This window comes from Arthrobacter sp. P1_H7 (genome assembly GCF_056405215.1).
This window is the reverse complement of record NZ_JBFUCO010000014.1, coordinates 1-14,320: the sequence shown is the minus strand read 5'-3', so window position 1 is coordinate 14,320 and position 14,320 is coordinate 1. Positions and strand designations below refer to the sequence as shown.

The 14,320-nt window shown below is 67.3% G+C and carries 11 protein-coding genes; 2 read left to right on the top strand and 9 right to left on the bottom strand.

Features of this window, described 5'->3' with window-relative positions; all coding sequences use genetic code 11:
- Positions 1-39: 39 nt before the first annotated feature.
- The 9 genes from AC1DXI_RS14640 to AC1DXI_RS14600 all read right to left on the bottom strand — a co-directional run bounded on the left by AC1DXI_RS14640 (position 40) and on the right by AC1DXI_RS14600 (position 12,551).
- Positions 40-858, bottom strand: coding sequence for an ECF transporter S component (locus tag AC1DXI_RS14640; protein ID WP_476939248.1), 819 nt, complete (start codon positions 856-858; stop codon positions 40-42).
- A 144-nt stretch (positions 859-1,002) separates the two neighbouring features.
- Complete coding sequence (locus tag AC1DXI_RS14635) at positions 1,003-2,031, bottom strand: nucleoside hydrolase (RefSeq protein WP_476939247.1); 1,029 nt, start codon at positions 2,029-2,031, stop codon at positions 1,003-1,005.
- Positions 2,032-2,114: 83 nt separating this feature from the next.
- Positions 2,115-3,092 carry an aldo/keto reductase gene (locus AC1DXI_RS14630; protein WP_476939246.1) on the bottom strand — a complete coding sequence of 326 codons (978 nt, stop codon included), beginning with the start codon at positions 3,090-3,092 and terminating at the stop codon, positions 2,115-2,117.
- Positions 3,093-3,161: 69 nt separating this feature from the next.
- Positions 3,162-3,380: a helix-hairpin-helix domain-containing protein gene (locus tag AC1DXI_RS14625; protein ID WP_370120154.1), complete on the bottom strand. Its 219-nt coding sequence runs from the start codon at positions 3,378-3,380 to the stop codon at positions 3,162-3,164.
- A gap of 66 nt (positions 3,381-3,446) precedes the next feature.
- Complete coding sequence (locus tag AC1DXI_RS14620) at positions 3,447-4,004, bottom strand: hypothetical protein (protein WP_476939245.1); 558 nt, start codon at positions 4,002-4,004, stop codon at positions 3,447-3,449.
- A gap of 75 nt (positions 4,005-4,079) precedes the next feature.
- Entirely contained in the window at positions 4,080-6,053 is a 1,974-nt protein-coding gene (gene dxs / locus AC1DXI_RS14615) for a 1-deoxy-D-xylulose-5-phosphate synthase (protein ID WP_476939244.1), read from the bottom strand.
- 113 nt (positions 6,054-6,166) lie between these two features.
- The gene (locus AC1DXI_RS14610; RefSeq protein WP_476939243.1) at positions 6,167-8,980 is read right to left on the bottom strand and encodes an aconitate hydratase; all 2,814 of its coding nucleotides are present in this window, start codon (positions 8,978-8,980) and stop codon (positions 6,167-6,169) included.
- A 221-nt stretch (positions 8,981-9,201) separates the two neighbouring features.
- Positions 9,202-10,578, bottom strand: coding sequence for a class I SAM-dependent RNA methyltransferase (locus AC1DXI_RS14605; protein WP_476939242.1), 1,377 nt, complete (start codon positions 10,576-10,578; stop codon positions 9,202-9,204).
- Entirely contained in the window at positions 10,575-12,551 is a 1,977-nt protein-coding gene (locus AC1DXI_RS14600; protein WP_370120143.1) for an APC family permease, read from the bottom strand. The genes AC1DXI_RS14605 and AC1DXI_RS14600 overlap by 4 nt, the downstream gene beginning before the upstream one ends.
- A 154-nt stretch (positions 12,552-12,705) precedes the next feature.
- Here AC1DXI_RS14600 and AC1DXI_RS14595 point away from each other — a divergent pair, with 154 nt between their 5' ends.
- On the top strand, positions 12,706-13,377 hold the full coding sequence (locus tag AC1DXI_RS14595) for a potassium channel family protein (protein WP_018772422.1): 672 nt from the start codon (positions 12,706-12,708) through the stop codon (positions 13,375-13,377).
- Positions 13,378-14,121: a potassium channel family protein gene (locus tag AC1DXI_RS14590; RefSeq protein ID WP_018772421.1), complete on the top strand. Its 744-nt coding sequence runs from the start codon at positions 13,378-13,380 to the stop codon at positions 14,119-14,121.
- Positions 14,122-14,320: the final 199 nt, after the last annotated feature.

Here is a 14,320-nt window from a genome sequence, read left to right as displayed (position 1 = left end):
CAGAGTCGCAGTGCCAGAGTGTCGCAGCCGCCGCGGGGCTCAGGCGTCCGCTGCCGGGGCCTTGCCGGCGAGCACCCGGTAGCGCCGCACGAAGGGGAACTGGAAGGTGGTGCGGCGGGGCAGGGCGTAGGCGAGCAGCGCCGCGAGGGTGAAGACGATCGCCTTGTCCATGGGGTCGGAAATCAGCGCCTGCTTGGTGATGGCGGCCAGGAGGGTGTCCCCCATGGCGCGGAAGGCGCTGACGATCGCCCCGGTACCCAGCCCTGACGTGCCGCCAAAGACGAACGCGGCGATCGGGGCGGAGACGACGCCGGCCAGGATGCCGGTGACGAAGCCGGCGACGGGGGCGAGGTAGAAGCGGCGGAACAGGCCGCCGCGGGCGGCCATGCCGGCCAGGAAGCCGATGAGGGCGGCACCGGCGGCGAACGGCAGGACGGTGGGGTTGAACAAGGACCAGACGATGCTGCTCAGCGCGCCCGTGGCGGCACCGGCGGCCGGCCCGGCGAGGACGGCGATCAGGACGGTGCCGATCGCGTCGATGTAGAACGGCAGGCCCGTGCTGCCCATCAGCTGGCCGAGGACGACGTTCAGGACCAGGGCCACCGGGATCAGGACCACGGTGGAGGTGGGCAGCGCCGGCAGGACGGCCACAATCAGCAGCACAGCACCGAGCAGGAAGCCGCCGAGGGCGACGAGGGCCGAGAAGCTTGCCGGGCCGTTGGCAATGTCCGCGGGCTGGGTCAGCACCAGGAAGACGTACGTGGCGGCGATCGCGGCGGCGCCGGCGATTTCGAGCAGGCGGCGCCTGCGGCCGGCCGCCTGTCCGGGGGCAGTGATGGTCAGGGCTGGCTGTGACATGGGGGGTGTTCCTTTGGCTGGGTGCAACAAGTTCCGCCTCATGTCACCTCGGCGCAGCTACCATCCTAGCGAGCGGCGGTCATTCTAGCGATCTGCAGGCCCGCCCGGGCACTCCCCGCCTTGACTCGGCGAGGATGTCCGGTTTCAGCCCGTCGGCGCCCGGGGTCTCACCGCGTGCGCGAGGGCGCCAACCGAGGAAATCAATTCGTCGAAACAGTGCCCGGGGTTGTTGTCGAAGACGATCCTGGCGTTCGGCGCCAGCCCCCACAGCCCGCGGAAGTCGGCCACCGTGGTGCCCATCAGCAGGGGCGAATCCGTTTCGACGTCGACCGTGGCCAGCCGGGTGGCGAACGGTGTGCGCCCCGCGGCGGCGCAGGCCGCGAAGGCGTCGTGCACGTGCGCCACATAGCCCTGGTCATAGAGCCGGTGAAATTCCATGTAGAAGCGCAGGGCGTTGGACAGGCAGGCGACGAGGGGGTTCCCGGACTGGCTGCGCTGGCCTTCGGGCTGCTCCGGGAGGACGAGTTCGGGCTCCGGCGCGCCGGCGGCCTCGCCGAGGAGGCGCAGGTGCTCCGGGTGCATCTCGATCCGCTCGGTAACTTCCAGGGCACACAGGATCGGCAGCTTGTCCTCGGGCAGGCCCCGGTAGGCGGCAAACACTTCCTTGGCGGCATGCGGGTCCACCGAAGTATTCCATTCGGCCGTCGGGGTGGTGTTGCCCTGGTAGTAGAAGCTGCCGCCCATGATCACGAGTCCCTTGAGCAGCCGGGGAAGTTCCGGTTCCCGGCGCAGGGCGAGGGCGAAGTTGGTCAGCGGTCCGGTGATCAGGCCGGTGAGCTCCCCCGGGTGCGCCCGCACCTCCTCCACCCAGACGTCGACGGCGTGCCGCGCCGAGATCTGCTGGTGCGGCGGCGGAAGTTCGGCGTAGCCGATGCCCTGCGGCCCGTGGGTCTCCTCGGTGGTGACCAGCGGGATCTCCAGCGGGACCTCGGCGCCGATGGCCACCTCGATGCCCTCGCGGCCGCACAGCTCCAGCAGGGCCAGGTTGTTCAACGCCACCTGCCGGGCGCCCACGTTCCCGGCGGTGCACGTGATCGCCTGGACGTGGACCTCGGGCCGGGACAGCAGGTAGACCAGGGCCAGGGCGTCGTCGATCCCGGTGTCGACATCCATGAGGATCGAGTGCGTGACGGCAGGGCCGGCCGCGGGGTCGCCCCCAGCGCCGTTCAGATCCGCATCCTTCAGGCCCGGACCGTTCAGAACAGCGCCACCTTGGGCGTGCGCGGGAAGAGGTCGTCCAGCTCGGCGAGGTCGGCATGGCTGGGTTTCCAGGCCACGGCGGCGGCATTCTGGCGCACCTGATCCGGCGTGGTGGCGCCGGCGATGACGCTGCTGACGGACGGCTGGGCGGCAAGCCAGGAGAACGCCACCTGGACTTCGGTGAGCCCGCGGTCGGCGGCGAACTTGCCGAAGGCACCCAGCTGTTCCCAGTCGGCGTCGTGGACCAGGTTGGTGCGGGTGTGGCTGAGCCGGCTTCCCTCGGGTGCCTGGCCGGCGGAGTACTTGCCGGTGAGCAGGCCGTTGGCGAGCGGGAAGTACGGCAGGACGCCCAGGCCGTAGGCCTCGGCCGCCGGGGTCACCTCGAGTTCGGCGCGCCGGTCCAGCAGGTTGTAGTGGTTCTGGCTGGAGATGAAGCGGGCTCCCCCGCGGGCGCGCGCCACGTACTCGGCCTCGGCGATCTGCCAGCCGGCCCGGTTGGAGTGGCCGATGTAGCGGACCTTGCCGCTGGTGACGAGGTCGTCGAGGGCCGAGAGGGTCTCGTCGATGGGCGTGAGCGGGTCCGGGGTATGGAACTGGTAGAGGTCGATCCAGTCCGTCCCGAGCCGGCGCAGCGAGGCCTCCGCCGCCTTGACGATGTAGCGGCGGGATCCGCGCGCACCGAAGTCCTCGCCGTTGGCGCCGCGCATGTCCATGCCGAACTTCGTGCCGATGACCGCGTCGTCGCGTCGGGCACCAAGGGCCTTGCCGAGCATTGACTCGCTGAGGCCGGGCTCGCGGCCGTAGGCGTCCGCGACGTCAAAGAAGGTGATCCCGGCGTCGAGCGCCGCATGCACGACGGCGTCGGTGCCTTCCTGCGATTCAGTCGCGGTCCCGGACCGGCCCAGGTTGTTGCAGCCAAGTCCCACGACAGAGACGGACAGTCCGGAATTTCCAACGCGGCGGTATTCAGTCATGGTTTTAGCCTATATTGCCCCGGCGGGTGTCCCGGCCAGGCCGCCGCGGGCGGCGGAGCCGGACCGCCGCTACCCTGCCGGCAGCTTCAGTCCGTGCTCGTCCATGGCGTCCTGGAGCTGCGCGAGGGTGCGCGGGCAGACGCCCGGCATCCCGGCAAGCCGGCGCCGGCCAAGCTGCACCAGGTGTTCAAGGGATTCGACCCCCGCGTGCGCGAGCGACTTCCGCGCCGGCGCCGCGAGTCCCGCGGGCAGCGGGGTGCAGCCTGGTTTCGAGGGTTTGCGCGTCATTGCGTTGCCTTTCAGTCCGTGCCCCCAAACTGGTGTGAGCCGTGCCCGGCTCCTTGCCCGTGCTGCTTAAAGCGTGAAGCTGTTTGCCGGCTTCGGCGAGTGCTTGAGCTTGAAAGTATCCTCGCCAAACGGCGCGGCGCCAATGCTCAGTTTGGTGAAGTCGAGGTCTTCGCCACGGATGCAGACCTTGATGGCGTTGACCGTCTTATTCACGTCCGGGGTGAGGCAGAAGATGTTGAGCCGCGCGTCGGAAAATTCGCTGCGGTCCACGATCCCCAGGCCCCGCCAGGCCAGATGGCTGATCAGGGCGTCTTTGGCTTTTTCCTCGAGGTACCGGTCGCGGCTGGTCCCCTCTTTGGTCTTCAGCGCGTACTGGGCGACCACCCAGGACTGCTCCTCCGCCGGAATTTCGGCGTATCCGTCCTCGGCGCACTGGACCGCGAAAGCGTCAATGAGGCGCTCCGCGGCCTCGGCGTCCGCGACGTCGGTCTCGTCCGTCTTGCTCTGGTGTCCGACGACGCCGTGGTTCATCACGAACTGGCTGTAGTCCTCATCAAACCAGGCCTCCCTAAAGTGCAGGGTGCCCTCTTCGTCACGCTTGTAAACTCGGATAATTCCACTCATATGCCAGTTCCTTCCTGGGCCGTCCGGCGCCGGATTCAGTGGCGCCCCACGGGTAGTGCTCAACGGATGTGCTGGCTACAGCAGCGGGATGCTGCCGGTGCTGGGGTGTTCCTGGCCGGGCAAGGGGCGCGCAAACGGCACCTTGGTGCCCAGGACCTGGGCGACGACGTCGTGCGTGATCTGCTGGGCGGTCAGGCCGACCCGTTCGAGCACCTGGCATCGCGTGCCGTGATCGAGGAACTCGACCGGCAGGCCGACCTCGTTGAGGGCGGTGTCCACGCCCGCGGCACGCATCTCCTGGCGGATCCGGGAGCCGACGCCGCCGGCCCGCACTCCGTCCTCGATACAAATGACCAGGCGGTGGCGCGCGGCGAGACCGATGATGGACTGCCGTACCGGGAGGACCCAGCGGGGATCCACCACCGTGGAGCTGATGCCCTGGGCACCGAGCCGGCTGGAGACGTCCAGTGCGAGTTCTGACATGGCGCCCACGCTGACGATCAGGACGTCGTTCTCGCTTGAGCCCGCGGGCCGGCGGGCCAGCACGTCCACGCCGTCCTCCAAACGTTCGACCGCATCGACTTCGGGGCCGACGTTGCCCTTGGAGTAGCGGAGCACGCTCGGGGCGTCTTCAATGGCCACAGCCTCACGCAGTTCCTCCCGCAGCCGGGTGGCGTCGCGCGGCGCCGCGAGGTGCAGCCCGGGGACGATCTGGACCATGGCCATGTCCCACATGCCGTGATGGCTTGCGCCGTCGGGTCCGGTGACGCCGGCCCGGTCCAGCACGATCGTGACGCCGGCTTTGTGCAAAGCCACATCCATCAGCAACTGGTCGAAGGCACGGTTCAGGAACGTCGCGTAGACCGCGACCACCGGGTGCAGTCCCCCGAACGCCATGCCGGCAGCGGAGGTGAGGGCGTGCTGCTCGGCAATGCCGACGTCGAACACGCGCTCCGGGTGCCGGGCAGCGAACTTGTGCAGCCCGACCGGAATCAGCATGGCACCGGTAATCCCGACGATGTCTTGGCGCTCGTCGGCGATGTCGGCGATCTCGTCGGCGAACACCGCGGTCCAGGACTTCGCGCCACCGGCCTCGGTGGGTGCGCCGGTCTCCGGATCGATGATCCCCACGGCATGGAACTGGTCCGCTTCATGGGCACGGGCCGGGGCGTAGCCGTGGCCCTTTTCCGTCATGGCGTGCACGATCACTGGGCCGGCATAGTTCTTGGCGGTGGACAGGGCGTTTTCCATGGCCTGGAGGTCGTGGCCGTCGACGGGACCGATGTACTTCATGCCGAGGTCCTCGAACATGCCCTGCGGGGCCCACCAGTCCTTGATGCCCTTCTTCATGGCGTGCAGGCTCTTGTAGGTGAACTGCCCCGCGGGGCCGCCCTTCTGCAGTTTGCGCTTCCACCACTCGAGCGTGCCTTCATAGGAGGGGGCGGCCCGGAGGGAATCGATCGTGGGGCGCAGGGACGCGAGGTAGTCGGCGAACCCGCCAACCGTCGGGGCGTAGGAGCGGCCGTTGTCGTTGACCACAATTACGACACGGCGCTTCTTGTCCGCCGCGATGTTGTTGATGGCCTCCCAGGCCATGCCGCCGGTCAGGGCGCCGTCGCCCACCACCGCGACGACGAAACGGTCGCCGTCGCCGGTCAGCTGGCGGGCGCGCGAGATGCCGTCGGCCCAGGACAGCGAGGAGGAAGCGTGCGAGCTTTCGACGATGTCGTGCTCGGATTCGCCGCGGTCCGGGTAGCCGGACATGCCGCCCTGCTGGCGAAGCGTGCTGAAATCCTGCCGTCCGGTGAGGAGCTTGTGCACGTAGGACTGGTGCCCTGTGTCAAAGACAATGCTGTCGCGGGGGGAATCGAAGATCCGGTGTACCGCGATGGTGAGCTCGACGACGCCGAGGTTCGGGCCCAGGTGCCCTCCCGTCCGGGAGACGTTGCCGATCAGGAAATCCCTGACCTCGGCTGCCAGCTGATCCAGCTGCGCCCCGGACAACTTACTCAGGTCCTGCGGATTCCGGATGGTGTCCAAGATTCCCAACGGCCCCTCCTTCGGGTGGTAGACATGCCTTTTAACTCTAACGCCTCCGGGCGGCCGGTCAGTGACCGGCCGGGGCCGTTGCATGCGTTACCGGAGCCTGCCCGGCAGCTCCGCTAGTGCGCGGAGATCTGGCGCAGGACGTACTGCAGGATCCCGCCGTTGCGGTAGTAGTCCGCTTCGCCCGGGGTGTCGATGCGCAGGACGGCGTCGAAGGACGTGACGGAACCGTCTTCGGCGGTGGCCGTGACCTTGAGGGTCTTCGGCGTGGTGCCTTCGTTCAGGGCGGTGACGCCCTCAACTGCGTAGGTTTCCGTACCGGTCAGGCCCAGGCTGGCGGCGTTCTGGCCGGCCGGGTACTGCAGCGGCAGGACACCCATGCCGATCAGGTTGGAGCGGTGGATGCGCTCGTAGCTCTCGGCCACGACAGCCTTGACGCCCAGCAGCGCTGTGCCCTTGGCGGCCCAGTCACGGGACGAACCGGAGCCGTACTCCTTGCCTGCCAGAACCACCAGCGGGGTGCCGGCGGCCTGGTAGTTCTGCGCGGCGTCGTAGACGTAGGCCTGCGGGCCGTCAGCCTGGCTGAAGTCGCGGGTGAAGCCGCCCTCCACGCCGTCCAGGAGCTGGTTCTTGATGCGGATGTTCGCGAACGTGCCGCGGATCATGACCTCGTGGTTGCCACGGCGTGAGCCGTAGGAGTTGAAGTCCTTGCGCTCCACACCGTTGGCCAGCAGGTACTGCCCGGCCGGGGTGTCCGACTTGAAGGAACCGGCCGGGGAGATGTGGTCCGTGGTGACGGAGTCGCCGAGCTTGAGCAGCACGCGCGCACCGGTGATGTCCTGGACCGGCTCCGGCTGGGCCTTCATGCCCTCGAAGTACGGGGGCTTGCGGACGTACGTGGACTTCTCGTCCCAGGCGAAGGTGTCGCCGGCGGGGGTGTCGAGCGCCTTCCAGCGATCGTCGCCCTCAAAGACGCCTTCGTAGCCGCGGGCGAACATTTCCTTGTCGATCGAGGAGTCGATGACTTCCTGGACCTCGACGGGGTTCGGCCAGATGTCCTTCAGGAAGACGTCGTTGCCGGCCTCGTCCTGGCCCAGGGCATCGTTGTCGAAGTCGAAGTCCATGGAACCGGCCAGGGCGTAGGCGATGACCAGCGGCGGGGAGGCCAGGTAGTTCATCTTCACGTCCGGGTTGATCCGGCCTTCGAAGTTACGGTTGCCGGAGAGCACCGCGGTGACGGAGAGGTCGTTGGCCTGGATGGCCTCGGAGATCTCGGCGTCGAGCGGACCGGAGTTGCCGATGCAGGTGGCGCAGCCGTAGCCCACGATGTAGAAGCCGAGCTTCTCCAGGTACGGGGTCAGGCCCGACTTGTTGTAGTAGTCGGTGACCACCTTGGAACCGGGAGCCACGGAGGTCTTGACCCACGGCTTGGACGTCAGGCCCTTGTCGACGGCGTTGCGGGCCAGCAGTGCGGCGGCCAGCATCACGGACGGGTTGGACGTGTTGGTGCAGGAGGTGATCGAGGCGATCGAGACCGCGCCGTGGTCGAGCTCGAACTCGCGTCCGTCCGCGGTCTTGACGCTGACCTTGTTGGACGGGCGGCCGTTGGACTTCGGGCCGTGCGCGTGCGGGGCCACGTCGCTCGGGTGCGACGACGAGGCGGTGAACGAGGGCGAGTCCGAAGCCGGGAAGCTTTCGTCGATCGCTTCGTCCAGGCTTCCGTCGGCCAGGTCTTCCTTCACGTAGTTGCGCAGGTCCTCGCGGAACTGGGCCTTGGACTCGGTGAGGATGATGCGGTCCTGCGGGCGCTTCGGGCCGGAGATCGACGGAACAACCGTGGACAGGTCCAGCTCGAGGTACTCGGAGAACTTGATCTCGCGGGAGGGGTCGTGCCAGAGGCCCTGTTCCTTCGCGTACGACTCCACGAGGGCGACGTTCTCCTCGGACCGGCCGGTGAGGCGCAGGTAGTCGAGGGTGACGTCGTCGATCGGGAACATCGCGGCGGTGGAGCCGAACTCCGGGCTCATGTTGCCGATCGTTGCACGGTTGGCCAGCGGCACAGCCGCGACGCCTTCACCGTAGAACTCGACGAACTTGCCGACCACACCGTGCTTGCGCAGCTGCTCGGTGATGGTCAGGACGACGTCGGTGGCGGTGGCGCCGGCCGGGATGGAGCCGGTGAGCTTGAAGCCCACGACGCGCGGGATGAGCATGGACACGGGCTGGCCGAGCATGGCAGCCTCGGCCTCGATGCCGCCGACGCCCCAGCCCAGCACGCCCAGGCCGTTGACCATGGTGGTGTGCGAGTCGGTGCCGACGCAGGTGTCCGGGTAAGCGCGCACAACGCCGTCGACTTCACGGGTCATGACAGTGCGGGCCAGGTACTCGATGTTGACCTGGTGCACAATGCCGGTGCCCGGCGGGACGACCTTGAAGTCGTCAAATGCAGTCTGGCCCCAGCGCAGGAACTGGTAACGCTCACCGTTGCGCTGGTATTCGATCTCCATGTTGCGCTCCAGTGCGCCGGAGTTACCGAAAGCGTCAATCTGGACCGAGTGGTCAATCACCATTTCGGCCGGTGCCAGCGGGTTGACCCGCTTCGGGTCTCCGCCGAGCTCCTTGACGGCCTCACGCATGGTGGCGAGGTCAACGACGCACGGCACGCCGGTGAAGTCCTGCATGATCACGCGCGCCGGCGTGAACTGGATCTCGGTGTCGGGCTCGGCGCTGGGATCCCAGCCTGCCAGCGCACGGACGTGGTCGGCCGTGATGTTGGCACCGTCCTCGGTCCTCAACAGGTTTTCAAGCAATACCTTGAGGCTGAACGGAAGGTTTTCTGCACCTTCGACGGAGTTCAACCGGAAAATTTCATATTCGGATCCGGCTACATTAAGTTTGCCTTTTGAACCGAAGCTGTCCACAATGCTCATCGCAGGACTCCTCTCGCAACAGTTTCATCTTTGTCGCGCCGCTGGACCCTTGCTAGTTAGGTCGGCCTAACTAATACAGGCATCAGTACATCAAGGTACGCAATGCAGGTAAGAAACACAGGGAACGGCCGTTAACTTAACGCCAGTGGTTAATTAACGCCAATGGTTAATAAACCACTGGTGGAGCGCGACGACGGACTACTACGCCCATCCTAGTGGCATCACGGTTGGGGAGTCAGTAACGCCACAGTCTCCATGTGGTGGGTGTGCGGGTACAGGTCGAAGGCGCGCAGCCCGGCCATGCCCCAGCCGCCCTGCCGGAAATAGCCCAGGTCGCGGGCGAACGAAGCCGGGTCGCAGGAGACGTAGGCGACGGCCCGGGGACCGGCGTCGATCAGCTGCTTGACTACCGCCTTGCCGGCACCCGCACGCGGCGGGTCCAGGATCAGGGCGTCGAAGTTGCGGGGTTTTTGCCGCAGCACCCGCTCCACGCGGCCCTGGACGATCTCCACCTGGGCGGCGTCGTGCAGGTTCTTGCGTGCATCGCGGCTGGTTCCGGGCGCTCCCTCGACCGACAGCACGGATCCGGTCACCCCCACGGCATCGGCCAGCGGTGCCGTGAACAGCCCGGCCCCGGCGTACAAGTCCGCCACCACCGAGCCCGGCGCGAGGTAGCCGCCGTCGTGCAGGAAGCCGGTGACGGCGCCGACGAGCGTCTCCGGGGCATCCCGGTGGATTTGCCAGAAGCCGTCGCCGGTGACCCGGTAGTCGTGGCCGGCGGCCGACTCCTGGACGTAGGTGCGGCCGCGCAACTGCAGTACCTCTCCGGTGGCCGGGTCCAGGCTGGCCACCGAGACGTCGTCGGGCAGCTGCGCCAGGATGCCGCTGAGCCGCTTGGACCGGGTTCCCGGGGCGGGCACCAGCAGCACCAGCGGCCGGGAGCCGTTCGCCGGGGCGGCGACCTCGACCCGGTCGATGCCCTGCAGGTCGATGTCCCAGAGCCGGAGCGCGTTGATTCCGTCCACGGCCAGCGGCATGTCCCGCACGGGCAGGATGGCATCGGAGCGGTGGGCGTGCATGCCGAGCTTGCCGGCGGGCGTCACGGCGAAGCCGGCGCGCGTGCGCCAACCCAGGCCGGACGCGGCCGTCTCCCCCGCACTGCCCGTGCCCGCGGCCGTGCCGACGGCCTCGACTGTGATCTGCCCTGCGGGCGCAAATTCGACGCCGGCGAGCCGCTTGAGCTGTTCGGCCAGGACGTCGGCCTTGAGGCTGCGCTGGCGGGCCAGGGATATGTGGCCGAGTTCGGCGCCGCCGACGGGCGGGTGCCGGTGCGACCAGGAGCGCGCGGAATCGGCGAGGTCCCAGAAGTGCGGCACGCGGTCCGGGGAGGGCTCCAGGACCTCGACCACATCGGCGCGCCAGAATTTCGCGGCCGGGCCGTCGTCGGTGAGCCGGACGCGGACCTTTTCGCCGGGAATCCCGTGCCGGGCGAAGATGACGCGCCCCTCGTGCCGGGCCACGCAGTGCCCGCCGTGCGCGACGGGTCCGACGTCGACGACGAGATCGGTGTGGGTGTGCGTCCGGGTGTCGGGGATCATTGGATATCCTGCAGGTTCTTGGCTTCTTCGGACGATTTCAGCTGCCACGGCACACTGGCCACCATGACGCCGGGCTCGAAGTGCAGCCGGGTCTTGATGCGCAGCGCGGTCTGGTTGTGGACCAGCTGCTCCCACCATTTGCCCACGACATACTCCGGGATGTACACCACGATCAGGTCGCGGGGCGAATCCCGGCGCATGCTCTTGATGTACTCCATGATGGGGGTCACCGTTTCACGGAACGGGCTGGCCAGGACGGTCAGCGGCACCGGGATTTCGAGCTTCTCCCAGTCCGCAACAGTCGCCTCGGTCTCCTCCGCACTGATGTCCACCGTGATGGCGTCCAGCCGCGACGGACGTGAGGCCCGGGCGTAGGCGAGGGCGCGCAGGACCGGTTTGCGCACGTGCGAGACGAGCAGCACGGCGTGTACACGGGTGGGCAGGGCGCGCGGCGAGGAGTCCTCGTCCACGGCGAGTTCCTTGGCCACGTTGTCATAGTGTGCCCGGATGCTCCACATGATCAGGAACAGCACGAACATGGCCAGCAGCGCGATCCAGGCCCCCTGGGAGAACTTGGTGATGAGGACGATGATCAGCACCAGTGCGGTCATGCAAAAGCCCACCGTGTTGATGGTCCGGGACTTGATGATGCGCAACCGCACGGCGGGGTCCTTGGACAGTTTCAGTTCCCTGCCCCAGTGCCGGATCATGCCCAGCTGGCTCATCGTGAAGGAGATGAAGACGCCCACGATGTAGAGCTGGATGAGCTTTGTGACGTCGGCGTTGAAGGCGAGGATCAGCACGATGGCGCCGGCCGCCAGGGCCAGGACGCCGTTGCTGAAGGCCAGCCGGTCGCCACGGGTGCGCAGCTGGCGCGGCAGGTAGCCGTCCTGCGCCAGGATCGAACCGAGGACCGGGAAGCCGTTGAACGCCGTGTTGGAGGCGAACACGAGGATGACGCCGGTGGCGGCCACCACGATATAGAACGGGATGGAGCCCTCGCCGAAGACGGTCTGTGCGATCTGGCTGATGGCCGGATTCTGGATGTAGCCCTCCTCCAACGGTTTGCCGTCCAGGAGGAATTCGGTCGCCGGGTCCAAGACGATGTGGACCTGGGTGGCGTTGGCCAGATAGATGATGCCCGCGAGCATGGCGGAGGCAATCACGCCGAGCAGCAGCAGGGTGGTGGCCGCGTTCTTGCTCTTGGGCTTCTGGAAGTTGGGCACACCGTTGCTGATGGCCTCGACGCCGGTCAGGGCAGCCGCGCCCGAGGAGAACGCACGCAGCAGCAGGAACGCGCCGGCCAGACCGACAAGTCCCTCATCGAAGCCCGGCTCCGGCACAATTTCGAACGCCGCCGAGGGTGCCTGCCCCAGCTGGCCGGTGGCGGCCTGGAAGATCCCGACGGCGGTCATGCCCAGGATGGAGGCCATGAAGATGTAGGTCGGGACGGCGAAGACGCTGCCGGCCTCCTTGATGCCGCGCAGGTTCACGAGGGCCAGGATGATGACCCCGATCGTGGCAATCGCCGCCTGCTGTCCGTGCAGCGAAGGCACGGCGGTGGTCAGGTACGTCGCGGCCGAGGACATGGACACGGCCACAGTCAGCACATAGTCAACCAGCAGCGCCGAGGCCACGGTGAGGCCGGCAAACTTGCCCAGGTTGACGTTGGCGATCTCGTAGTCGCCGCCGCCGGAGGGGTAGGCGTGGACGTTCTGGCGGTAGGAGGCCACGACGGTCAGGAGCACCACCATGACGGCGAGGCCCACCAACGGCGAGATGGCCACCGCACTCACGCCGGCCAGGGCCAGGGTCAGGAGGATTTCGTCGGGCGCATAGGCCACGGAGGACAGCGCGTCCGAGGCGAAAATGGGCAGCGCGATCCGCTTCGGCAAGAGCGTGTGGGCCAGACGGTCGTTCCGGAAGGGCTTGCCTACCAGCACCCGCTTCACGGCATTGAAAATTGTCAGCACCACACAAAGCTAGTCTGATTCGGACGCGATGTCATGACGGTGAAGCCGGCGTACACAAGGGCGCCGGCCGGCGCCCCGTGGCCGTGGCCTTCCGGGACCGCGTGGCCGGTAGAGTTTTACGCAGTATCAGACGCAGAACCAAGAGGAGGCCCATGTGGCGCACTTCGTGATCATGGGTTGTGGCCGTGTCGGGGCAACCCTGGCGCACACGCTCGAGGACGCCGGGCATTCGGTGGCCATCATCGACCAGGATGACCGGGCCTTCCGGCGGCTCCGCACAGGATTTTCCGGACGGAAGGTCACGGGGGTCGGGTTTGACCGCGAGACGATGAAGCGCGCCGGCGTCGAGGAAGCCTATGCCTTCGCGGCCGTTTCCAGCGGCGACAACTCCAACATCCTCGCCACCCGGGTGGCGCGGGAGACCTTCCACGTTCCTCATGTGGTGGCCAGGATCTATGACCCGGGCCGCGCCGAAATCTACCAGCGCCTCGGCATTCCCACCGTCGCCGCAGTCCGCTGGAGCGCCGACCAGGTGCTGCGCCGCATCCTGCCCGAACAGCACATTGCCGGTGACTTCCGGGAACCCTCGGGCCGGCTGGTACTCGCGGAGGTTGACCTCAACCCCGACTGGATCGGGCACCCGATCTCGTCGATCGAGAAGGCGGCCGGCATCCGGATCGCATATCTGACCCGGTTCGGCGAAGGCATGCTGCCCGCTGCCGCCACGTCCTATCAGGACGGCGACACTGTCCACGCCATGCTGAACGTGGAGCGGAGCTCCGAGATCGGCCACATTCTCGCCAAATCCCCCGCCAAGGAGTCCTAAGTGAAAGTCGTCATCGTCGGTGCCGGAAGCGTCGGGTCCTCGATCGCCCGCGAGTTGCTGGCCCACAAGCACGAAATCCTGCTGATCGACGAGAAGCCGGAGGTCATCGGCCGGAGCGGGCTGCGCGGCGCCCACTGGCTGGTCGGTGATGCCTGCGAGCTGAGCACTCTGCAGGACGCCAAACTCGAGGACGCCGACGTCGTGGTCTCCGCCACCGGTGACGACAAGGTCAACCTGGTGGTCTCGCTGCTGGCCAAAACGGAATTCGGCGTCGGGCGTACCGTCGGCCGGGTCAACAACCCCAAGAACGACTGGATGTTCGACGACTCCTGGGGCGTCGACGTCGCGGTCAACACCCCGCAGCTGATGACCGCCCTGGTGGAGGAGGCGGTGGAGATCGGTGACCTGGTCCGGCTGCTGACGCTGCAGACCGGGGTGTCCTCGCTGGTGGAGTTCACGGTCCCGCACGACTCGCACGTGATCGGGCTGACCGTGGGCGATGTCCAGTGGCCCGAGGACGCCACCCTCGTCGCGATCCTGCGGGACCAGGCGCCCATCACACCGAGCCGCGACGACGTGATCGACGGCGGCGACGAGCTGTTCTTTGTCACCACGATCGCGGCCGAGGACGACCTCCGCGCCCTGCTGGCACCCGAATCCCCGCTGGAGGACCAGCACCCGGTGACCTCGGACCAGCACGGCCACGGCACCCAGCCGGCCGGGGACGACGGCTTCGACGGCTGATCCCCTTGTTGACCTAAAGATGCGCTATCAGTAATGGCCGTTCCCGGGCTTTGTGCTGTCTCACCTCATCGTTGACACTTCATGTCTCAACTGATCGTGGACGGTTCATGTCTCAGGACTTCGTGGACGGTTGCTTGCCCGTGCCGTTGAGGCCGATGTAGACGGTTCCTTTGGGCGGGCGCGGGTGGCTGATGATTTC

What these genes read in the sequence shown, in the direction of transcription:
- AC1DXI_RS14640 (WP_476939248.1), bottom strand. Translation starts at nt 858, where the DNA reads ATGTCACAGCCAGCCCTGACCATCACTGCCCCCGGACAGGCGGCCGGC.
- AC1DXI_RS14635 (WP_476939247.1), bottom strand. Translation starts at nt 2,031, where the DNA reads ATGGATGTCGACACCGGGATCGACGACGCCCTGGCCCTGGTCTACCTG.
- AC1DXI_RS14630 (WP_476939246.1), bottom strand. Translation starts at nt 3,092, where the DNA reads ATGACTGAATACCGCCGCGTTGGAAATTCCGGACTGTCCGTCTCTGTC.
- AC1DXI_RS14625 (WP_370120154.1), bottom strand. Translation starts at nt 3,380, where the DNA reads ATGACGCGCAAACCCTCGAAACCAGGCTGCACCCCGCTGCCCGCGGGA.
- AC1DXI_RS14620 (WP_476939245.1), bottom strand. Translation starts at nt 4,004, where the DNA reads ATGAGTGGAATTATCCGAGTTTACAAGCGTGACGAAGAGGGCACCCTG.
- AC1DXI_RS14610 (WP_476939243.1), bottom strand. Translation starts at nt 8,980, where the DNA reads ATGAGCATTGTGGACAGCTTCGGTTCAAAAGGCAAACTTAATGTAGCC.
- AC1DXI_RS14605 (WP_476939242.1), bottom strand. Translation starts at nt 10,578, where the DNA reads ATGATCCCCGACACCCGGACGCACACCCACACCGATCTCGTCGTCGAC.